Source organism: Vibrio sp. McD22-P3 (genome assembly GCF_021568915.1).
Taxonomy (GTDB): Bacteria; Pseudomonadota; Gammaproteobacteria; order Enterobacterales; family Vibrionaceae; genus Vibrio; species Vibrio mediterranei.
In genome coordinates this window covers 444,107-464,331 of the sequence record NZ_JAKGTN010000001.1, presented here as the reverse complement: position 1 = coordinate 464,331, position 20,225 = coordinate 444,107, and the positions used below count along the sequence as shown (strand labels likewise).

21 protein-coding genes and 1 other RNA gene are annotated in these 20,225 nt (G+C 44.5%); 10 read left to right on the top strand and 12 right to left on the bottom strand.

Translation table 11 applies throughout. The annotated features are described in order from the left end of the window. Positions 1-193: 193 nt before the first annotated feature. Positions 194-424, bottom strand: coding sequence for a hypothetical protein (locus L2W36_RS02095; protein WP_236109196.1), 231 nt, complete (start codon positions 422-424; stop codon positions 194-196). A 189-nt stretch (positions 425-613) separates the two neighbouring features. Here L2W36_RS02095 and epd point away from each other — a divergent pair, with 189 nt between their 5' ends. From epd to mscS, 4 genes are all read left to right on the top strand, one after another. Next, on the top strand, positions 614-1,639 hold the full coding sequence (epd, locus tag L2W36_RS02090) for an erythrose-4-phosphate dehydrogenase (RefSeq protein ID WP_124940581.1): 1,026 nt from the start codon (positions 614-616) through the stop codon (positions 1,637-1,639). Positions 1,640-1,791: 152 nt separating this feature from the next. Beyond that, positions 1,792-2,955 carry a phosphoglycerate kinase gene (locus L2W36_RS02085; protein WP_006075685.1) on the top strand — a complete coding sequence of 388 codons (1,164 nt, stop codon included), beginning with the start codon at positions 1,792-1,794 and terminating at the stop codon, positions 2,953-2,955. Between the two features lie 136 nt (positions 2,956-3,091). Beyond that, entirely contained in the window at positions 3,092-4,168 is a 1,077-nt protein-coding gene (gene fbaA, locus L2W36_RS02080) for a class II fructose-bisphosphate aldolase (protein ID WP_124940582.1), read from the top strand. 261 nt (positions 4,169-4,429) lie between these two features. Then, a complete protein-coding gene (gene mscS, locus L2W36_RS02075) occupies positions 4,430-5,296 on the top strand; it encodes a small-conductance mechanosensitive channel MscS (RefSeq protein WP_124940583.1) in 867 nt (288 codons plus the stop codon). Positions 5,297-5,333: 37 nt separating this feature from the next. Here the strand turns inward: mscS and L2W36_RS02070 are convergent, their stop codons facing one another. Continuing rightward, complete coding sequence (locus L2W36_RS02070; RefSeq protein ID WP_236109195.1) at positions 5,334-5,837, bottom strand: YbaK/EbsC family protein; 504 nt, start codon at positions 5,835-5,837, stop codon at positions 5,334-5,336. Positions 5,838-5,839: 2 nt separating this feature from the next. After that, entirely contained in the window at positions 5,840-6,460 is a 621-nt protein-coding gene (locus tag L2W36_RS02065; protein ID WP_124940584.1) for a LysE/ArgO family amino acid transporter, read from the bottom strand. 142 nt (positions 6,461-6,602) lie between these two features. Between L2W36_RS02065 and L2W36_RS02060 the strand changes: the two genes are divergently transcribed. Both L2W36_RS02060 and L2W36_RS02055 read left to right on the top strand, forming a co-directional pair. After that, a complete protein-coding gene (locus L2W36_RS02060; protein WP_006075602.1) occupies positions 6,603-7,499 on the top strand; it encodes a LysR family transcriptional regulator ArgP in 897 nt (298 codons plus the stop codon). A gap of 104 nt (positions 7,500-7,603) precedes the next feature. Next, on the top strand, positions 7,604-8,299 hold the full coding sequence (locus L2W36_RS02055) for an oxidative stress defense protein (protein ID WP_006075603.1): 696 nt from the start codon (positions 7,604-7,606) through the stop codon (positions 8,297-8,299). Positions 8,300-8,344: 45 nt separating this feature from the next. Here the strand turns inward: L2W36_RS02055 and serA are convergent, their stop codons facing one another. The 5 genes from serA to L2W36_RS02030 all read right to left on the bottom strand — a co-directional run bounded on the left by serA (position 8,345) and on the right by L2W36_RS02030 (position 11,778). After that, on the bottom strand, positions 8,345-9,574 hold the full coding sequence (gene serA / locus L2W36_RS02050) for a phosphoglycerate dehydrogenase (RefSeq protein WP_031493620.1): 1,230 nt from the start codon (positions 9,572-9,574) through the stop codon (positions 8,345-8,347). Positions 9,575-9,876: 302 nt separating this feature from the next. Further along, complete coding sequence (gene rpiA, locus L2W36_RS02045) at positions 9,877-10,533, bottom strand: ribose-5-phosphate isomerase RpiA (RefSeq protein WP_006075606.1); 657 nt, start codon at positions 10,531-10,533, stop codon at positions 9,877-9,879. A 151-nt stretch (positions 10,534-10,684) separates the two neighbouring features. Next, positions 10,685-11,278, bottom strand: a complete 594-nt coding sequence (locus L2W36_RS02040; protein ID WP_236109194.1) for a 5-formyltetrahydrofolate cyclo-ligase — start codon at positions 11,276-11,278, stop codon at positions 10,685-10,687. A gap of 3 nt (positions 11,279-11,281) precedes the next feature. Next, positions 11,282-11,465: non-coding RNA, 6S RNA (ssrS, locus tag L2W36_RS02035), on the bottom strand. 1 nt (position 11,466) lies between these two features. Next, the gene (locus L2W36_RS02030; RefSeq protein WP_031494009.1) at positions 11,467-11,778 is read right to left on the bottom strand and encodes a cell division protein ZapA; all 312 of its coding nucleotides are present in this window, start codon (positions 11,776-11,778) and stop codon (positions 11,467-11,469) included. Positions 11,779-12,063: 285 nt separating this feature from the next. Between L2W36_RS02030 and L2W36_RS02025 the strand changes: the two genes are divergently transcribed. The 3 genes from L2W36_RS02025 to L2W36_RS02015 are packed head-to-tail and all read left to right on the top strand — an operon-like array spanning position 12,064 to position 15,101. After that, entirely contained in the window at positions 12,064-12,645 is a 582-nt protein-coding gene (locus L2W36_RS02025) for a YecA/YgfB family protein (protein ID WP_236109193.1), read from the top strand. A 32-nt stretch (positions 12,646-12,677) separates the two neighbouring features. After that, entirely contained in the window at positions 12,678-13,871 is a 1,194-nt protein-coding gene (ubiH, locus tag L2W36_RS02020; protein ID WP_107306346.1) for a 2-octaprenyl-6-methoxyphenyl hydroxylase, read from the top strand. 9 nt (positions 13,872-13,880) lie between these two features. Beyond that, the gene (locus L2W36_RS02015; protein ID WP_031494012.1) at positions 13,881-15,101 is read left to right on the top strand and encodes an FAD-dependent 2-octaprenylphenol hydroxylase; all 1,221 of its coding nucleotides are present in this window, start codon (positions 13,881-13,883) and stop codon (positions 15,099-15,101) included. A 130-nt stretch (positions 15,102-15,231) separates the two neighbouring features. Here the strand turns inward: L2W36_RS02015 and L2W36_RS02010 are convergent, their stop codons facing one another. From L2W36_RS02010 to ygfZ, 3 genes are all read right to left on the bottom strand, one after another. Next, positions 15,232-15,438: a DUF1107 domain-containing protein gene (locus L2W36_RS02010; RefSeq protein ID WP_006075511.1), complete on the bottom strand. Its 207-nt coding sequence runs from the start codon at positions 15,436-15,438 to the stop codon at positions 15,232-15,234. Between the two features lie 683 nt (positions 15,439-16,121). Next, a complete protein-coding gene (locus L2W36_RS02005; RefSeq protein WP_006075512.1) occupies positions 16,122-16,586 on the bottom strand; it encodes an aminoacyl-tRNA deacylase in 465 nt (154 codons plus the stop codon). A 3-nt stretch (positions 16,587-16,589) separates the two neighbouring features. Next, positions 16,590-17,561, bottom strand: a complete 972-nt coding sequence (ygfZ, locus tag L2W36_RS02000; protein ID WP_236109192.1) for a tRNA-modifying protein YgfZ — start codon at positions 17,559-17,561, stop codon at positions 16,590-16,592. Between the two features lie 178 nt (positions 17,562-17,739). Between ygfZ and L2W36_RS01995 the strand changes: the two genes are divergently transcribed. Beyond that, positions 17,740-18,000, top strand: a complete 261-nt coding sequence (locus L2W36_RS01995; protein WP_006075514.1) for an FAD assembly factor SdhE — start codon at positions 17,740-17,742, stop codon at positions 17,998-18,000. 440 nt (positions 18,001-18,440) lie between these two features. On the opposite strand, the gene nadB is transcribed toward L2W36_RS01995, so the two are convergent. Further along, positions 18,441-20,063 (bottom strand): L-aspartate oxidase, encoded by a 1,623-nt coding sequence (nadB, locus tag L2W36_RS01990; protein ID WP_006075515.1) that lies wholly within the window; start codon positions 20,061-20,063, stop codon positions 18,441-18,443. Positions 20,064-20,225 lie beyond the last annotated feature (162 nt).

Genomic DNA, 20,225 nt, shown 5'->3' with positions numbered 1-20,225 from the left:
GGCTTCGGTGGCAAGATTATCGGCATGACAACATTCGGTGAATCTGCGCCAGCGGGTGAGCTGTTTAAGATGTTTGGCTTCACAACTGAAAACGTTGTAAACACAGCAAAAGAGCTACTTGCTTAATTTAGAAGACTCAATAAGCATCGTTAGTACATGAAAAGCCGAGCCCTAGAGCTCGGCTTTTTTATGACTATTCAAATTCACTACCTTTGTTATCCAACTCGCGTCTGCCACAGGTTTGGCAAGTGACATAGCGGTCCATATCATAGTAGTGCCCGCCATTGATAAACGCGTGCAGCAATAACTTAATTCGACCAAGGATCTTTGGGTCTTTGTCATAGCGACTTGGTTTACGTGTCAAGACTTCGTTATGAACAGTTTCTTTATTACATGATTGGCAGCAATGCTGACCAGTAAACATGGGGCACCTCCTGTGCAGTGAAAACGAGGTCGTTAAATGGCACGAGAGATGAACCCTTTAACCATGGTAGCAGAGTGAACTTTTAGCGGATGGCGTGTTTTGGAGACTTGCCTCGCAACTGTTAATGCGAAATGACAGTTGATCGGTTACTATGCACACCTTCATAACGTGAACTAAGGATGTAGTGCGATGTTAAAAGTGGCTATTAATGGCTTTGGTCGCATTGGACGAAATGTACTTCGAGCAATCTATGAAAGCGGCAAAAACGATAAAATACAAGTCGTCGCGGTCAACGAGCTTGCTCAACCTGAAGCAATGGCACATTTGCTTCAATACGATACTAGTCATGGTCGATTTGCCAAGAAGATCTCTCACGATCAAGAGCACCTGTATGTTAATCACTGCGATGGCAAGTTCGATACGATTCGAATTTTACACTCTGCTGAGATAAATTTGCTGCCTTGGCGTAATTTGGACGTTGATATCGTCTTGGATTGCACCGGGGTATTTGGTTGTCGTGCCGATGGCCTAGAACATATCGCTGCGGGTGCTAAAAAAGTGCTATTTTCTCACCCTGGTTCACACGATCTTGATAACACTATTATTTATGGTGTGAATCATGACTCCTTGACACAAGAGCAGGTTATTGTTTCTAACGGCTCTTGTACCACTAACTGTATTGTTCCTGTCATTCAAGCGTTAGATGAAGCCTTCGGCATCGATTCCGGTACCATTACCACTATTCACTCGGCGATGAATGACCAACAAGTTATTGATGCCTATCACAGTGACTTACGAAGAACGCGTTCAGCAAGCCATTCTATCATTCCAGTTGATACTAAGTTGCATAAAGGTATTGAACGCATTTTTCCGAAATTTTCTAACAAATTTGAAGCAATTTCTGTCAGAGTGCCAACAATTAATGTCACCGCTATGGATTTAAGTGTAACTATAAATACGAATGTGAAAGTTAATGACGTAAATCAAGTCATTATTAACGCATCTCGGTGTACATTAGACGGCATTGTTGACTATACTGAAGCACCGCTGGTTTCGATAGACTTTAACCATGACCCACACAGTGCCATTGTCGATGGGACACAGACCCGAGTAAGCGATGGTCGCTTGGTCAAGATGTTGGTTTGGTGTGACAACGAGTGGGGCTTTGCTAATCGTATGTTAGACACTGCTTTAGCGATGCAGGCGTCCAAGTAGTATCAAGGGCGCAATTTGGGGAAATATTAATTTTGATGCTTGAAATTAATATTCATAAGCCCAATATAAGTAAGCAGTTGATGAATTCCAAAACTTGGCAAGAAGCCGGGTTTTCAAAAACTTTATTTATTTTTTAGTTGAGAGGACTAAACATGTCTGTAATCAAGATGACTGACCTGGAACTAGCAGGTAAACGCGTATTTATCCGTGCGGATCTGAACGTACCTGTGAAAGACGGTAAAGTAACTTCTGACGCGCGTATCCTAGCGTCTCTACCAACCATTAAGCACTGTCTAGAAGCTGGCGCTAAAGTAATGGTTACGTCTCACCTAGGTCGTCCTACTGAAGGCGAGTACGCAGAAGAGTTCTCTCTACAACCAGTTGTAAACTACCTAAACGACGCTCTTGATTGCGAAGTTAAGCTAGCAAAAGACTACCTAGAAGGTCTTGAGCTGAACACAGGTGAACTTGTTGTTCTTGAAAACGTTCGCTTCAACAAAGGCGAGAAGAAGAACGAAGAAGAGCTATCTAAGAAATACGCAGCACTATGTGACATCTTCGTTATGGATGCATTCGGTACAGCTCACCGTGCACAAGCATCTACTCACGGCGTTGGCATGAACGCACCAGTTGCGTGTGCAGGTCCTCTGCTAGCTAACGAACTAGAAGCGCTAGGTAAAGCAATGGATAAGCCAGCTCGTCCAATGGTTGCTATCGTAGGTGGTTCTAAAGTTTCTACTAAGCTAACGGTTCTTGAATCTCTATCTAAAATCGCTGACCAACTTGTTGTTGGTGGTGGTATTGCGAACACGTTCATCGCCGCTGCGGGTCACAACGTAGGTAAGTCTCTTTACGAAGCAGACCTAGTAGACACGGCTAAGAAGCTAATGGATGAGTGTGCAATTCCAGTGGCAACTGACGTTGCATGTGCAAAAGCATTCGACGAGAACGCTGAAGCAGAAATCAAACACGTTTCTGAAGTTCAAGACGACGATATGATTTTCGACCTAGGTCCAGATTCAACAGCTGAACTAGCGAAAATCCTAAAAGATGCTAAAACTATCCTATGGAACGGCCCTGTAGGTGTATTCGAGTTCAAGAACTTCGAAGCAGGTACTGAAGGCATTTCTAAAGCGATCGCTGAATCAGACGGTTTCTCTGTAGCAGGTGGTGGTGACACGCTAGCGGCTATCGACAAGTTCGGTATCAAAGCTGACGTTTCTTACATCTCTACAGGTGGCGGTGCATTCCTTGAGTTCGTTGAAGGTAAAGTACTACCAGCAGTAGCAATGCTTGAAGAGCGTGCTAAAGCATAATCATCTTTATAGAGCGGGCTTATTGGTCCGCTTTTATCTATGCTGCAATGGGTGATTAACTTTGATACAATGCCGCCCATTGTGAGCAAACGATTGCCAATTTTTATTTAAAACGACAGAAAATAGGACTTATTCCATGTCTAAGATCTTCGACTTCGTAAAACCAGGTGTTATCTCTGGCGATGACGTTCAAAAAGTATTTGAAGTTGCTAAAGAGAACAACTTCGCTCTTCCTGCAGTAAACGTAGTTAACACTGACTCTATCAACGGTGTTCTTGAAGCAGCAGCTAAAGTTAAAGCTCCAGTTGTTGTTCAGTTCTCTAACGGCGGTGCTGGCTTCTTCGCTGGTAAAGGCGTTAAGCTTGAAGGTCAAGGCGCGCAAATCCTAGGTGCAGTTGCTGGTGCAAAATACGTTCACGCAGTTGCTGAATCTTACGGTATCCCAGTAATCCTTCACACTGACCACGCTGCTAAGAAACTTCTACCTTGGATCGACGGTCTTCTAGATGCGGGTGAAGAGTTCTTCGCTCAAACTGGTAAGCCACTATTCTCTTCTCACATGATCGACCTTTCTGAAGAGTCTCTAGAAGAGAACATCGAAATCTCTGCTAAGTACCTAGCTCGCATGGCGAAAATGGGTATGACTCTTGAGATCGAACTAGGTTGTACTGGTGGTGAAGAAGATGGCGTTGATAACTCTCACATGGACGCATCTGAGCTTTACACTTCTCCAGAAGACGTAGCATACGCATACGAGAAACTACACGCTGTTAGCCCACGTTTCACTATCGCTGCTTCTTTCGGTAACGTACACGGTGTATACAAGCCAGGTAACGTTGTTCTAACTCCAACTATCCTACGTGACTCTCAAGCATACTGTGCAGAGAAGTTCGGTATTGCACCTAACGCTCTAAACTTCGTATTCCACGGTGGTTCTGGTTCTACTGAAGCAGAAATCCAAGAGTCTATCGGCTACGGTGTTATCAAAATGAACATCGATACTGATACACAGTGGGCAACTTGGGATGGTGTCCGTTCTTACGAAGCTGAGAACCACGATTACCTACAAGGTCAAATCGGTAACCCAACTGGTGAAGATGCGCCAAACAAGAAGTACTACGACCCACGCGTATGGCTACGTGCTGGTCAATCTTCAATGGTTGCTCGTCTAGAGAAAGCATTCGCTGACCTAAACGCTATCGACGTACTATAAGATTAAATCGTATAAGATTTAACTGATAGTCAGATTAAAAAAGTCGCTCTTTAGAGCGGCTTTTTTTGTGTCTGATGAAAATTATGTGATTGTGCTTAAAAAAACTGGCATAAACGTATATGTTTGCGTAACCTTTTGTTAAGTAATGTGTATTGGTATTCATACTCTCAATACATCTCACCAAGTGCACCTTTGCTAATAGTACAGTGGTATTAGCTAAGGTTCGCTACGCACTATTTATATTTTCAAGAGGTAAACAATATGGCCAATGAGTCAGTTGATATCCAAGCACCTATTGTGGATGGATTGTCGAAAGCGGAGCAGTGGTTAACCAACAACTCCGATTTACTTGTTCAATATGGCGTGAATATCATTTCAGCTATTCTGATTCTGTTTATTGGTAATATCGTTGTAAAAGCGGTGGCTAATAGCGTTTCTAAATTGCTGCATAAGAAGAAAATGGATAAGGCCGTTGTTGAGTTTATCCACGGTATTGTTCGCTACACATTATTCGTTATTGTTTTAATTGCCGCATTAAGCCGAATTGGTGTTCAAACTGCGTCAGTGGTAGCGGTAATTGGTGCCGCTGGTTTAGCCATCGGTCTAGCACTGCAAGGTTCACTATCAAACTTTGCAGCAGGTGTCTTGATTGTGGGTTTCCGTCCTTTCAAATCAGGTGACTATGTTGAGATCGGTGGAGTGGCTGGTTCAGTGGACTCTATTCAAATATTCCAAACGATTCTAACTACTCCAGACAATAAGATGGTTGTTGTGCCTAATGCCTCGGTTATTGGCTCACCGATCACGAACTACTCTCGCCATGCCACGCGTCGTATCGACCATGTTATCGGTGTCTCTTACGGTGCAGATCTGAAGAAGACTCAAGAAGTGATTCGCAAAACCCTTGAAGCGGATGAGCGCATTCTAAAAGAGCCAGGCACTACAATTGGTGTCGTCGCCCTTGCAGATTCTTCAGTGAACTTTGTTGTGCGTCCTTGGGTTCGTACCGAGCAGTACTGGGATGTATATTTTGACTCGCTCCAAGCGATCAAAGAAGCATTAGACGCAGAAGGCATCGAAATTCCATTCCCTCAAATGGATGTTCATTTGAACAAAGTTGAAAGCTAATCCGCGTTTTACTGTCAATAAAGCAAAAGGTGAAGCATTATGCTTCACCTTTTTTCATGTCTAGTTCAATGATGTCATTTGGCAGCAGAAACAGTACTCGTTGTAAATCTGCTCCTGACAAACCGAAAGTCCATTCAGGTAAACCTGGTGTGTATAAGACTTCCTGAGCTGAAAACAGAGCCTTATCGACGACAATCATTATCTCTTCTGGTAACCCAATAGGACAAACCGCTCCTGGTACACAACCTATTTGTTCAGTCATATCTTCGTTGCTGCAAATTGAAGTGCGCTTTCCAACCGCTTGCTTCAATAGAGCTTTGTCGAGTCGGGTATCTTTATCGGTGAGAAAGAGTGCAAACCCGCCTCCTTTCTTCTTCAAAAATAAACTCTTACTATGAGTGCCTGTCCATCCTAACTCTTTGGCAATTCGTTCATCAGTGGCAAAGTCAAGAATAGGCTCGTGTTGCCACTGGTTAAATGAAATAGCATGCTCATTGAGTAGGGCAACATTGGTCAAATATATCTGCTGGGTATTATCCATCGTTAGGCCATCAATCCTTTAGTCAGTAGCAAGGCGATAGTAAACATCATAGCGGCTACTGCCAAGTCGATACCTTTCTTCACCCTTGGTTTAGACAAGGTTGGTCCCAGTTTTGCGGCTCCAAGCGATAAGGAATAAAACCAAACAAACGATGCGAGTACTGTGCCAATCGCAAAAGCGATACGATCGTTTCCTTCAAACTGACCACCAATGGAGCCGAGAATGACCACGGTATCCAGATACAGGTGAGGATTTAATACCGTAACCGCTAATGCTCCTAGAACGACAGTGCGGCGACCGCGAGCTAAGACTTCACCTGAAGACTCTTGAGCCGATGGCTTTTTAAAAGCGCTCTTTAGAGAGAGCAGACCATAGCCAGTTAAAAATGCAATGCCGCCTAGCGTTACCCCAGTAAGCAACAGTTCATTTTGCGATAATATCGCACCGCCACCGAAGATCCCCAAAGAGATAAACGTCATATCTAGCAGGCTACAAACCGTTGCCGTCGTAAGATGATGATTACGCTTAATTCCTTGATTTAAAACGTAAGCGTTCTGAGCGCCAATTGGGATAATCATTGTCGCGCCCAATCCGAAACCTTGAAGAAGCACCCAAAAATTCACTTTAATTTCCTCACCGCAGCATAAAAGAGAGCGTGAGAATAGCGATTCGTTTATGATTAGGATAGTTAATAATATTAATGAGAAATAAGTCATACTTATGATGTGTGATTTGTAATCAAAGCGATGAAAAAGAGGGCGATTTATGCGCGGATTAGATTACAAATGGATCGAAGCGTTGGACGCAATTGTTGAGCAACGAAGCTTCGATAAGGCGGCAGAGCACCTGTATATTTCTCAGTCTGCCGTGTCTCAACGAGTTAAGCAATTAGAAAAATGGCTGGCTCAGCCTGTCCTTGTTCGAGAGCAACCACCAAGACCGACCGCTGTAGGGAAAAAGCTCTTAGGTTTATATCGTCGAGTGCGGCTACTTGAGCAAGAACTGGTGCCAGAACTCGCGGCTGACTTGGGGGATAAACCGCTTTCAGTGTCATTAGCAACCAACGCTGATAGCTTAGCGACGTGGCTGCTTCCGAGTTTGTTTCCGCTTTTGGAAGCGAAACGAGTTGAGCTCAATCTCATTGTTGATGATGAAGGTCGCACCATCGAAAAGCTCAAAAACGGTGAAGTAGTCGGCGCAATAAGTTTAGAGTCGCAATCTATCCCTGGGTGTGTGGCTGACTATTTAGGGCGAGTCGATTATCTTTGTGTGGCAAGCCCAAGCTTTATTAAACGCTACTTCAGCCAAGGAGTGAACCGAGAAAGTTTAATTAAAGCGCCAGCAGTGGCTTTTGACCAACATGATAAGATGCATCAGCGATTTGTTAATCAACACTTTAATATTATGCCGGGTAGCATACTCAAACATACGGTGCGCAGCTCAGAAGCCTTTGTGAAGCTTGCGGTCGCGGGTGTGGCTTACTGTCTTATCCCCAAGTTACAAATTCAAGATGAACTGGCATCGGGGGCGTTAATTGAGCTTACGCCTAATATTTTGCTGTCTCATCAAATTTATTGGCACCACTGGCAACTTGAAAGTGGGGTGCTTGGTGAGGTTTCAGACGCCATTATTAGTCACGCGAGACAGTATTTGCCTCAGTAGTGGAACGTCATGTTTGTGTCAGTGTTTACTTTTTAGGGAACCTATATTCTCAACTTATGCCTAATCTTGAGTATAAAGGTTAAAAACAGAACGAGGATTCTTCAATGAAACGCTCATTTGCACTAGGTACATTAGTCGTTGCCCTGTTTGCTACGCCAGTTTTTGCAAGCCAACCAGATTTCCCCCATATCTCGACCACGGGTTATGGTGAGATAGAGGCAACACCAGATATGGCAGAGTTTTCGGTGCGAGTTGTACAGTCTCAAATGAATGCTGACCAAGCGAAACAAGGTGTTGACTCTGTGGTAGACAAGTTTCTTTCTGGCTTGATGTCTGAAGGCATTGAAAAGAAAGATATTCAGAGCTCAAACCTGTACTTATCGCCTCAGTATCATTATCCAGAAAAAGGTAAACCTGAGTTGGTTGGCTATCGTGCATCGCGTACAGTGACCGTTCAGGTGATGGACTTAGAGAATCTTAATAACTATCTCGATCTTGCGCTTGAGTCAGGGATTAACCAAGTTGACAACATTCAACTTAAAGTGAAAGACCAAGGTCAATACCAAGAAGCGGCACGCATGGCGGCCATTAAAGATGCGCAAAGCAAAGCTGCTTCGCTAGCGAAAGGATTTGATCAAAACCTTGGCAAAGTATGGCGCATTGAATATCGTCAACCGATGAACCAACCCGTAGTGATGCGCAGCATGGCGATGGATAGTAAAATGGAGTCTAATAGCTATCAAGACTCGGTAATTACCATTCGTGATCGAGTGGATGTTACCTATCAAATTGGAAAATAAAAAAATGCCCTGACTAGTCAGGGCTTTTTTTTAGCTGTTGTTCGCTTAGTGCAGAATACGAGCTCGTAGTGTGCCTTCAATCAACTTTAGCTTAGCCAGCGCTTCTTCAGAGCGTGCTGTTTCGACATCAATAACCACATAACCGATATCTGAAGCTGTCTGCAAATATTGACCTGCGATGTTGATACCTTCATCCGCAAAGATGGTGTTTATCTGAGTTAGAATACCAGGGCGGTTTTTGTGAATGTGCAATAGTCGTGAACACTCGGTGTGCTCTGGCAGTGATACTTCTGGGAAGTTCACACTTGAAAGCGTTGAGCCGTTATCAGAATATTTCGCCAGTTTTCCAGCCACTTCTACACCGATGTTCTCTTGAGCTTCTTGCGTAGAGCCACCGACGTGCGGTGTTAGGATCACATTGTCGAATTTCATCAATGGAGACTCAAATGGGTCTGCATTGGTCTTTGGTTCTTCAGGGAATACGTCAATTGCAGCTCCTGCAAGGTGACCTGCTTCGAGGGAATCGCAGAGAGCAGGGATATCCACCACGGTGCCACGGGCAGCGTTAATGAAGATGGCGCCCGGCTTCATTCTTTCAAACTCAGCGGCTCCCATCATATTCTTGGTTCCTGGGGTCTCTGGTACATGCAGAGAGATAACATCACACTTATTTAGTAGCTCAGTCATGGTATGAACCTGAGTTGCATTACCTAGTGATAGTTTGTTCTCAATATCGTAGAAGTACACACGCATACCTAAGTTTTCAGCAATAATGCCAAGCTGGGTACCGATGTGACCGTAGCCAATGATACCGAGTCGCTTACCACGCGCTTCGTATGAGTTATCGGCACTCTTCTTCCAGATTCCACGATGGGCAAGGGCATTTTTCTCAGGGATACCGCGCAGTAGTAACAGGATTTGACCAAGAACCAATTCTGCAACACTTCGCGTGTTAGAAAATGGTGCGTTGAAAACAGGGACGCCACGTTTCGCAGCAGCATCAAGGTTAACCTGGTTGGTACCAATACAGAAACAGCCGATTGCGACTAATTTGTCTGCGGCATTAATCACTTCTTCAGTCAGGTTAGTTCGTGAACGAATCCCGATAAAGTGAACGTCTTTAACGGCTTCAATCAGCTCTTCTTCTGGTAAGGAGCCTTTATGATAGGTGATATTGGTGTATCCAGCCGCTTGCAAAACTTCTACTGAAGATGGATGTAAACCTTCAAGTAGCAGAATCTTTATCTTATCTTTTTCCAGTGAAACTTTGGCCATTTAACTCATCCTTAACATGGGAAATTCGGGCTTAATTAGCGCACATTTGACAGTGAGAATATCGAGGAGGGAGCTTCCAACTGCTTGAGGCAAACGTTTTCCTTGTGCGTCTTGTGACCAATAAAGTAACAAAAAAGTTGTACGTTGGGTAAGAAAATTACGGAATAAGGCATAATTTTCTTATAGAAAAACGAAAAAACGGCACCCAAGGTGCCGTTTGTAGTCTAATGACGTAATCGCGTTTAATATATTGACCAGCTTTGCTAGGTACTATTAGAACCCGTTTAGAACCCGTTTAGTCTTTATTCTTCGATTTTTGCACCTTCTGGAGTGCCAGTAATGATCACATCAGCGCCACGGTGTGCAAATAAACCTACCGTTACCACGCCTGCTAGAGCGTTGATCTTGTCTTCCATATCTTTAGCATCAGTGATTTGCATACCGTGTACGTCTAAAATGACGTTACCGTTGTCTGTAATCACGCCTTCACGGTAAACCGGGTCACCACCAAGTTTCACTAGTTCGCGAGCCACGTAAGAACGTGCCATTGGAATAACTTCTACAGGTAGTGGGAACTGGCCAAGAACATCAACGGCCTTAGTACCATCAACGATACATACAAACTTGTCTGAGATAGCGGCTACGATCTTCTCACGTGTTAGTGCTGCACCACCGCCCTTGATCATGTCACGAGTTGGGTTGATTTCATCTGCGCCATCAACGTAAACATCAAGATAAGCCACATCGTTGCAGTCGAAGACTTCAATGCCTAGCGCTTCTAGCTTCTCTGTTGAAGCAATCGAACTGGATACTGCACCTTTGATATCTTCTTTGATTGTGCCTAGTGCATCAATGAAGTGGTTTACAGTTGAGCCTGTGCCAACACCAACAATGCTATCTTTTTCGACATACTTTAGCGCCGCCCAACCAGCAGCTTTCTTCATCTCGTCTTGAGTCATGGTTGAATCCCAGTTTTGATTTAAGGTGAAAATGCGGGCGAATTATATATCAATTTCGACGACAAATGCGCTGAAAAAATAGTGATATGACAAAAAACTGCGAAAAACAGCAATCGATTGCTCTATTTCTCTTTGGAGGTGAAGTAGGAAGCTATTTGTTCCAGTGCCAGATCTTACTTGGTGTGACTATGGTGGCTAGTGGAATGTCCCATGACTCGCTAGGCAGTGTGTCTACTCGTTGGCAATCATGCGCAAGGCCAATAGCAGTCGGCCCTAAATCAGTGTTTTCCCAAGGAGCTAACGTTCGATCATAGTATCCACCTCCCATGCCTAAGCGTTGACCTGAATCATCAAAGGCGACCAAAGGAGTAAAGATAATATCCAACTCGGACACAGGACAAATAGCTCGCTGATCAAGCTTGGGCTCTAAAATCTTATATTGATTGAGGACTAAAGGCGTATCTTGAGCGTAGCGTAGGAAAAGTAACTGACCTTTTGAGAAGGGATGAATCACTGGCAAATAGGTTTCGATACCCTGTTGCCAAAACCATTGAATGGTCGGTAACGTATCCAGTTCACCATCTGTGGCTAGGTACAAAGCGACTTTTCTGGCAGTACTAAGGACGCTCAATTCGCCAACTCTTGTCATTAAGTTATTGGCGTAGATGGCTTGTAGATCTTGGTTTATCGATTGGCGACGAGAGCGTACAAGAGTACGTATTTGTTGTCTTGTAGAAAGAGACATTAGGAATACCCCAGAGTGCCGTTGAGGATTGTGGCCCTTGAACCAGCTGGTTCAAGGCGGATCAGCAATGTTAACCGTAGGCTTCTCGGTACGAGCCGAGCTTGCTCAATAGTTATCAAATACTAACCCTTTGGTATTGCTTATCGGCTCAGGGACTTAAATCCACTGACGTACACCCCAGGGTAAAATTAGGTTTGCTGTCCTTGCTTTACTTTACTAATTGCATCTTCTAGAGATGCGGCGAGCTGTTCCATACGCTCGTTCATTTGTGCCACTTCTTGTTGTGACTCATCGCTACGATTATTGAGTTCATACGACATGTTCAATGCAGCAATGGTAAGCAGTTTAAGCTCGTTGGTTACTTTAGTCCTTTGGGACATTTCTTGCAATCGATTATCTAGGTCTTGGGCTGCTTTAATCAGGGTTTCTCTCTGATCTGGGGGGCAATTCACCCGTGTCAGTTTTCCCAAGATTTCGACTTCGACAGCTTGATTTTCCATAATGACAAGAACTCTTTTAAGTATCACCACATTAGGTAATGTTGAGGAAGAAACTATAGGTAAACGAGCATTAAGATTCAAGCTTTTCTGTAGTGTCGGTGCCAATTGCGTGGCTAACAACACACGAAATCGACAATTCGCACAAAAGCTACTCAGAAACGTGTGGGATGGCGTTTTCGCCAGAGGTGGGAAGTGATAGCATTGCAGGTCAGATTCAAAAATCTATGTTATGAATAGCGAGCTTATTCATAAACATGGTGCTAATTCATTGAAACGAGTATTGCTATGAGTGAAACAACACTACCTAATTACATTACGATTGCTACTGAGCTGCAGCAGGCGGGGTTGGCAGTATCGCCAGCGGAACTTCATGGCTTGCTTGTGGGTATGGTAAGTGGTGGATTAGGGCTGAGCGATGACAGCTGGCAGCCACTTATTTTCGATTACACCAATGATGGTATGGGTTGGCCGCAATCCAATTTGGCTACGGCGAAATCTCTACTCGCTTTTTCAATCAAAGAACTAACGGCAGAACAGGGTTTTGAGCTTTCATTGCTTATCCCTGGAGAAGAGGTTGAAGCAAGTGTCTTTGAAATTGCCGATGGTTTGAGTGAATGGGTAAACCACTTTATTTCCGGACTGGGCTTAATTAATGCGCCTCTAAAAAAGGCATCTGCTGATGCCAAAGAAGCGCTTGCTGATTTGGAAGAAATCGCAAGACTGGGCATCGATGAAGATGATGATCTAGAAGAACAAGCTCAGCTTTTAGAGCAGGTAATCGAGCACGTAAAAGCGTGTGCATTGACCATTCATGCTGAGTTTGGCGTAAAACTAAGTAAACCGTCAGAAACACCGACCATTCACTAATTAGTTCGTCCGTCTTATCAAGGAGAAAGGCAGTGTCAAATAAGTATGATGTTGTAATTGCAGGAGGAGCAATGGCAGGGGCGACTCTAGCTATGGCTCTCGACTACTGCAGTAATCATGCATTGAAGATTGCTGTTATCGAACCATTTCTTTCGGACAGCCAATCGCACCCTGGCTTTGACGCTCGTTCGATCGCTCTTTCCCATGGGACCGTAGAGATTCTCAAGCAGTATAAGTTGTGGTCTTTGATTCAAGACCATGCCACACCTATTACTCATATTCATGTCTCAGATCGCGGTCACGCCGCCATGACTGACTTCTACGCGGCGAAAGAAGGGTTAAAGGCAATGGGGTATGTGGTCGAACTTGCGGAGCTAGGGCGCCGATTTAATCAAAGACTCACCAATAGCTCGAACATTGATTTACTTTGCCCTTGCTCGGTAGAGGATGTGGCTCAACACCAGCATCATGTTGCCGTCTCAGTCAAAGATGAGTCTGGCAGCGTCAGCCTACTTGAAGCAAAACTTCTTGTGGCTGCTGATGGAGCAGACTCAAAGAGCTGTCAAGCTGTAGGTTTAGAGCAGCTGAGTCATGATTTCGGACAAGTTGCGATCATTGCTAACGTCAAAACCAGTGAAGATCCTAATGGTCGCGCCTTCGAGCGTTTCACTGAACATGGTCCGTTAGCCTTGTTGCCTATGTCTGATGAGCGAAGTTCTTTAGTATGGTGTATGACTCCGGAGCGTGCACAGCAAGTCGTGAACCTTCCTGACACTGACTTCTTGTCCCTTCTTCAACAAGAATTCGGCTGGCGCTTAGGTCGTTTTACTAAGGTAGGGGCGGTTGCCAGTTATCCACTTTTGCTACGTCATCGACCACAAATTGTTAAACATCGAGTCGCTGCTGTCGGTAATGCAGCTCAGACGCTACACCCTATTGCAGGGCAAGGCTTTAACCTTGGGATTCGCGATATTGCGACTTTGGTCGATTCGTTGCTTGAAAGCCTTCAAGATGTAGGTGAATACGCTAATCTAAATAGATTCCAAAGCAATCGCCAGCAAGATCGAGAGCTGACGATCACCATGACGTCTGGGTTAGTACACATATTTTCAAATGACTTTTTTGCCCTTCGATTAGGCCGAAATGTAGGTTTAGGGCTAATGGATAATTTTCCACAGCTTAAGTCGCCGATTTTTAATCGAGCACTTGGGGTTGTGAATAGGTAGTACAGAGATATGCAAAGTTTTGACTTAGCCATCATAGGTGGCGGAATGGTGGGCCTTGCTCTCGCCCGCGCATTGAAAGACACCGATCTGCGAATCGCAGTCGTAGAAGGGAATACTCCAGACAAAGATATTTCAGGAGACCCTGATATTCGTGTCTCAGCTTTAAGCCGTGCCAGTGAGACCATATTGAAAAACCTCGGGGCATGGGATGCAATTCAGAAACATCGCTGTGCTCCTTATTACGCTATGGAAGTTTGGGAGCAGGACAGCTTTGCTCGTATTGAGTTCTCTGCTAGTCAGATGTCTCAACCAGACCTTGGCCATATCGTTGAAAATCGTGTCATTCAGTTGGCCTTGTTAGAGCAAGTTGAAGGACAAAATAACGTGACGCTCTTTATGCCGCATCGTTGCCAGTCAATGGCCGTAGGTGAAAGTGAAGTGTGGATGACGTTAGATAATGGGCAGTCATTTACTAGCAAATTGGTAGTGGGTGCAGACGGTGCCAACTCATGGGTGAGAAAGCAGCAAGATATCCCACTTACTCATTGGGATTATGGACACAGTGCCCTAGTTGCGAATATCTCGGTTGATGACTTTCATGATTGTGTTGCGAGACAAGTGTTTACACCGCAAGGGCCGCTTGCATTTCTACCATTAGATGACCGCAGTCTATGTTCTATCGTTTGGTCAACCGAACCACAACGAGCAGAAAAACTTGCCAAAATGTCGGAAGCGGAGTTCAACAAAGCGCTGACCGCTGAATTTGATAGCCGCTTAGGTCTCTGCCATGTGAAGTCTGAACGACGAGTTTTCCCTTTGAAGATGCGTTATGCGCGTGACTTTGTTACCGAGCGAGTTGCACTTGTTGGTGATGCTGCACACACCATCCATCCACTCGCAGGGCAAGGTGTTAACCTAGGATTGCTTGATGCTGCCAGTCTGTCACAAGAAATATTTAAGTTATGGCGCGCAGGAAAAGATATTGGTCGCAAGCGTAACCTGCGTGAATATGAACGTTGGCGCAAAGCGGAGGCGGCTAAAATGATCGCTGCTATGCAAGGCTTTAAAGACCTGTTTGAAGGAGATAACCCTGCGAAGAAACTTATTCGCGGTATCGGTATGAGCTTGGTAGGACAGTTGCCTGGTGCGAAGCAAGAAATTATGAGCCGTGCTTTGGGAATGAGGGGGCACCTACCAGAACTAGCAAAGACAGAAGTCAGTCAGAGTTAACCACTGAGTTAAATTTAAAAACTAAAAATGGGCAGCGTGGCTGCCCCTTTTGGATGGTTGTAGTTGTTGCCCATCTTGGTGGGCTTAAGTTTAGCGTAGGGTTGTTATCGTTATTCGATTGTAATGTTCTTTAAGCGTATGCGCAGCGAAGTTTCATAACCTCTTGGTTTATCTCTTTTACCGCTTGGAAATGACGCTTTTCGGCGCGTTCAGGAATGATCAATTTACCATTGTCAAACTCAAATCCGCCTAAACCATAAATATAGATTCTGCCTCTGAATAGTCGACTCACATGTTTAGCAATCATACCTGGTGTATAGCGCTTAAACAGTCTCATTTAGCCTTCCTTATAATGTTACCTAGCGAACGAATTATAGTTAAAACCCTAATCTAAATGTGTGATAGCACGGGCTTTACGAGCGTGCTGATACAACCAAGTGAGCGTTTTGTGGAGCGTTTTGCAATTCCATTGCGATGTCACGATATCTCCGTGATATTTAGCACAAAAGCCTCGATTGGGGTCTTCCATTCTCAATTTTTGCTCTATTTGAATAGCTTAGTATGACACTGGTATGAATCGAGCTTTTTAGTCGCCCTGCAATCATCAACCTGTTTGTTCCATTGGCTATTATTAATAGGTACGTATATGTAGACCGACCAAATCAGAAAAAGTTGTCATGAGGACACACTCTTTTACAAAACCTAGACATAAAGGGGAGAGATCGTGTGAAAGGTAGCAAGGGAACTCGAAAAAAAAGCCCGCATAGCGGGCCAAATGTCACAGATGCATTACACAAAAGTGGAGTTACTGCCTGAGCAGAGATTCACTCTAGTGTTGCCACCAGTAGCCTTGAAGTGCTAACTGGTGACAATGTGTACAATACCCCAAAAAAACACCAATGACTATTTATGCTTAAAAAATGTATAAAATCTCATTGTGTCTAAGTGTTAAATTAGATCCATTTCACGCTTCTATGATCTAAGACGACATTAATTTGCATCGATTGGTTACGGAAACCGCTACCGAGTGATATCCGACCATTGAGGAGAACAGTGAGCAACGAGATCACTGAGCGCGATCTCAAGACCCGCAATGCGTTGCCCACTGCTGATGGTGACTAAGGTATTTTGCTTTAATTCATTATCAAAAATGATAGGCATGGGGTTTTTTAACAGCAAGGGAGTGACTGTGCCAATAGCAAAACCTGTAAGAGCTTCAACTTGTTCACTGGAAACACAGGTCATTCGACGAGTATTCAATAAAGCGCGTACTTTTTTCGGATCCACTTGTTTGTTGCCCTGACAGCAGGCAAGGACAAGTTGGTTATCCATATCTCGCAGTAACAAGGTTTTGACCATTTTGTGAGTTTCGATACCACGTAATTTGGCAGCATCCTCAATGGACACTGCCTCACGGGATTGCATCAAGACTCTATAGGGAATATCACGTTCATCCAGATAGGCAGTTATGCGTGTATCAATCATCCCTTACTCTTGGTCGAGTGGGTAAGGTGGCAGTTCTAGGCTCAAACGACTGTTTGGTTGAGAAGCTAAACGGAACTGAGAATCTTCATCGAGATTGTTGGCAATAACCATAGCGGCAACGAATTCGCCATTGCTGTACTGGTAATGTGCCAGTACCTCTCCGGCCTTACGCCAGTTCTCTCCCACTGAACGCTCGATGTCAATAATGTCGTCATCGCTAAGTGGAGAATCGAGTAGACCTCTCACATTTGCCAGCATGCGTTTGTTGATGCCACGATATTTCGCTCTTGCGACGGTCTCTTGACCTGTGTAGCAGCCTTTATTGAAGCTAATGCCATCTAGTGCTTGTAAATTCAAGGCTTGAGGTATGTGTTGATTTTGCTGCTCTGCTTCTAAGATAGGTAGCCCTTGCTCAATATCGAACTTGGTCCATAGTGATTCCGCGACCCAAAGTAACTCAGAATCAGAAGAAAGTAATGATTGCAGGTCATCATCAACTAACAGCATCCAACGCTCATCATTAATTTGAATAGCGGTGCTGCCCTTGTTTTGGCGCACAGCACCAGAGGTTGGGAATTGTTGATCAACCCATTGTTGAGCGCTTTTTCCCATCACACCTATAAGTGCTTTGGTGCTAATAATGAGTTCTACCTTAGAAAAAACGGCATATTTCTTGAGTTCCGTCAGTTCTTTCTCTAGTGCCGATTGAGGTTGAATCATGGCGTATCCGTTCTCAATGTGACACAGTCTAAAAGCACTCCACACTTTACCTTTAGCGTCACAATGCGCTCCAAAGGTGGATTGATTCTGCTCCAGCGAAACCACATCACAGGTAACCTGACCTTGAAGGTAAGACTTACGATCGTCGCCGGTCATTTCGAGAGCACCCCAACGATTCAGTTTGGTAAACAACAAATCGGGTAGTTCTGTGGTAGGTGTTATTTCAATTGCCTGTGTGTTTGGTTGCCAATCCATAGTTCTTGGTCTCGTTGGTAAACATATCACCCATGTTAATCTTCAGGATGGATTTTGTCAGCTGAATGTTGTTGCACGAAATCTTGTGATGAAAGTAGAGTTTGTGTGATGCAGACAGTGGTGAGCGATAAACTTGCTTGTTACACTCGGCCGATATTAGTTGTAGATGGAGAATGGAATGTACTCTAGTGAAGAAAAAGCTCGAATTAAGTGGGCATGTCGTCGGGGTATGTTAGAACTGGACGTAGTGATTATGCCGTTCTTTGAGGAATGCTTTGACACTCTCAACGATCAAGAACAGAAAGACTTTGTCTCTCTGTTAGAGTGTGACGATCCAGATTTATTTACTTGGGTAATGGGCCATGGTCGTAGTGAAAACTTAGGACACGCCTCTATGGTTGATAAAATCGTTGCTCATAACCTCAGCAAGGTCCGCTAAGCTCTTTTCAAGTCATGCAGGTAAGGCTGCGCTCGATAATGCCTACCTGCAGATTCATCCCTCATGTCTCGCTGCGATTATTAATAGTTCACTTACTATTCTAGTATTGGCAACTTGCATCGCGTCGTCCGCCCCGCTTTTACTCACACTTTACGTCATCGCTATATTCGGTCGGACTTATTGGTTGCATCCTGCCTTAAATGGCCAATTAATTTTGAAGTCATCTTTGGTCACATTAAATAATATCGAGCTTAACTCCCCCCGTTACTTTCTTGCTTTTCGCTACTGGCTTATAGGAATTTATGATCAAGACAATGGCTGGCGCTTAATCTGGCGGGATAGTTGTGATGAGTCGGCGTATCGTCGTTTGATTTTGGTAATAAAAAAGCAGTCACATCAGTGACTGCTTCGATATCATGGTGACGAGATAGGTCCCCAGATCAGACCGTTGGAGCTTGGTCTTGAGGCGATAGTATCGTTGGTCCGCTATTTTCTAACATATCAGGGTAGTCGAGAGTATAGTGCAGTCCGCGACTTTCTTTACGCTGCATTGCGCATCTCACCATCAATTCGGCAACTTGCAGTAAGTTACGCAGTTCAAGTAAGTTATTCGACACTTTGAAATTGCTGTAGTACTCATGTGTTTCTTGTTGCAACATTTGAATACGGCGAAGTGCTCGCTCTAGTCGCTTGTCTGTGCGTACGATACCCATGTAATCCCACATAAATAGGCGTAACTCGTGCCAATTATGTTGAATAATGACTTCTTCATCAGAACAGCTAACTTGGCTTTCATCCCAAGCTGGAAGACCATCAACCAGAGCTGCATCGTCGAATTTCTCTAGAATGTCATTGGCTGCAGCCCAAGCATAGACCACACATTCAAGTAGAGAGTTTGATGCCATACGGTTCGCACCGTGAAGTCCGGTATAACTTACTTCACCGATGGCGTACAACTGTTCAAGGTCTGTTTTACCAGACTTATCCACCATGACACCGCCGCAGGTATAGTGAGCGGCCGGAACGATTGGAATTGGCTCCTTCGTCATATCGATGCCAAGGTCTTGAAGGCGCATATGGATGGTTGGGAAGTGTTTAATAATAAACTCTTCAGGTTTATGGCTGATATCCAAATACATGCAATCTGCACCGAGACGCTTCATTTCGAAGTCGATAGCGCGAGCAACAACATCACGAGGAGCAAGTTCTTCACGCTCATCGAAATCGGGCATAAAACGCGTTCCATCAGGGCGTTTTAAGTAAGCGCCTTCACCGCGTAAGGCTTCCGTCAAAAGGAAGTTTCGTGCGTCAGGGTGGAATAGACAAGTTGGGTGGAATTGGTTGAATTCTAAGTTAGCAACACGACAGCCTGAGCGCCAAGCCATAGCGATACCGTCACCAGAAGAGACATCAGGGTTAGATGTGTACTGATACACTTTTGATGCACCACCTGTGGCTAAGACAACAAACTTAGCGCGTACCGTTTCAACGTGCTCTTTATTGCGGTTCCAAATATAGGCGCCAACCACTTTGTCTTTATCACCGCCAACCTTGTCTTCAGTAATAAGGTCTAGTGCGTTGTAGCGTTCGAAGATTTCGATATTAGGATGGCTATTAACGTTATCTTGCAGAGTGGTTTGCATTGCCATGCCTGTGGCATCGGCGGCATGCAGAATCCTACGATGGCTATGACCACCTTCACGAGTCAGGTGATAACGAGGTTCTTCGTCTTTGGCGGTTTCTACTTGGTCAAAAGGAACACCACCATCGATTAACCATTGCACGCACTCTTTCGCATTTTCTGCGATAAACTGAACGGTGTCTTGTTCACAAAGCCCGGCTCCAGCGATATTGGTATCGTTAACGTGAGACTCGATGCTGTCTGTCTCATCGAATACCGCAGCAATGCCACCCTGGGCGTAGTAGGTCGCCCCTTCACTTCTTGGGCCTTTACTTAATACGATAACTTTAGCGCGTTCGGCGACTCGTAAAGCCAACGATAAACCTGCGGCGCCACTTCCTATGACTAAAACATCACAAAGATGCTCTCGGTTTGTGTTCATAATTACTTTAAAATCCTGACCTATCGTAGAGTAAAATCACTCTACCTAGATAAAAGTGCGCGATAGGAAGCTGCATAGACAGCTGGCGAAGGGCACTTGCATCAAGGATTACCTACCTGAGATAACACGTTGAAAAATCGATTGTGTTAAGGAGCTAAGTAA

Excerpts from the sequence above, each read along its gene's own strand:
- L2W36_RS02070 (WP_236109195.1), bottom strand. The coding sequence starts at position 5,837 with ATGGATAATACCCAGCAGATATATTTGACCAATGTTGCCCTACTCAAT.
- epd (WP_124940581.1), top strand. The coding sequence starts at position 614 with ATGTTAAAAGTGGCTATTAATGGCTTTGGTCGCATTGGACGAAATGTA.
- L2W36_RS02040 (WP_236109194.1), bottom strand. The coding sequence starts at position 11,278 with ATGTCTCTTTCTACAAGACAACAAATACGTACTCTTGTACGCTCTCGT.
- L2W36_RS02030 (WP_031494009.1), bottom strand. The coding sequence starts at position 11,778 with ATGGAAAATCAAGCTGTCGAAGTCGAAATCTTGGGAAAACTGACACGG.
- mscS (WP_124940583.1), top strand. The coding sequence starts at position 4,430 with ATGGCCAATGAGTCAGTTGATATCCAAGCACCTATTGTGGATGGATTG.
- L2W36_RS02095 (WP_236109196.1), bottom strand. The coding sequence starts at position 424 with ATGTTTACTGGTCAGCATTGCTGCCAATCATGTAATAAAGAAACTGTT.
- L2W36_RS02010 (WP_006075511.1), bottom strand. The coding sequence starts at position 15,438 with ATGAGACTGTTTAAGCGCTATACACCAGGTATGATTGCTAAACATGTG.
- L2W36_RS02055 (WP_006075603.1), top strand. The coding sequence starts at position 7,604 with ATGAAACGCTCATTTGCACTAGGTACATTAGTCGTTGCCCTGTTTGCT.
- L2W36_RS02085 (WP_006075685.1), top strand. The coding sequence starts at position 1,792 with ATGTCTGTAATCAAGATGACTGACCTGGAACTAGCAGGTAAACGCGTA.
- L2W36_RS02005 (WP_006075512.1), bottom strand. The coding sequence starts at position 16,586 with ATGATTGATACACGCATAACTGCCTATCTGGATGAACGTGATATTCCC.
- rpiA (WP_006075606.1), bottom strand. The coding sequence starts at position 10,533 with ATGACTCAAGACGAGATGAAGAAAGCTGCTGGTTGGGCGGCGCTAAAG.
- L2W36_RS02025 (WP_236109193.1), top strand. The coding sequence starts at position 12,064 with ATGAGTGAAACAACACTACCTAATTACATTACGATTGCTACTGAGCTG.
- serA (WP_031493620.1), bottom strand. The coding sequence starts at position 9,574 with ATGGCCAAAGTTTCACTGGAAAAAGATAAGATAAAGATTCTGCTACTT.
- L2W36_RS01995 (WP_006075514.1), top strand. The coding sequence starts at position 17,740 with ATGTACTCTAGTGAAGAAAAAGCTCGAATTAAGTGGGCATGTCGTCGG.
- L2W36_RS02015 (WP_031494012.1), top strand. The coding sequence starts at position 13,881 with ATGCAAAGTTTTGACTTAGCCATCATAGGTGGCGGAATGGTGGGCCTT.
- fbaA (WP_124940582.1), top strand. The coding sequence starts at position 3,092 with ATGTCTAAGATCTTCGACTTCGTAAAACCAGGTGTTATCTCTGGCGAT.
- nadB (WP_006075515.1), bottom strand. The coding sequence starts at position 20,063 with ATGAACACAAACCGAGAGCATCTTTGTGATGTTTTAGTCATAGGAAGT.
- L2W36_RS02060 (WP_006075602.1), top strand. The coding sequence starts at position 6,603 with ATGCGCGGATTAGATTACAAATGGATCGAAGCGTTGGACGCAATTGTT.
- ygfZ (WP_236109192.1), bottom strand. The coding sequence starts at position 17,561 with ATGGATTGGCAACCAAACACACAGGCAATTGAAATAACACCTACCACA.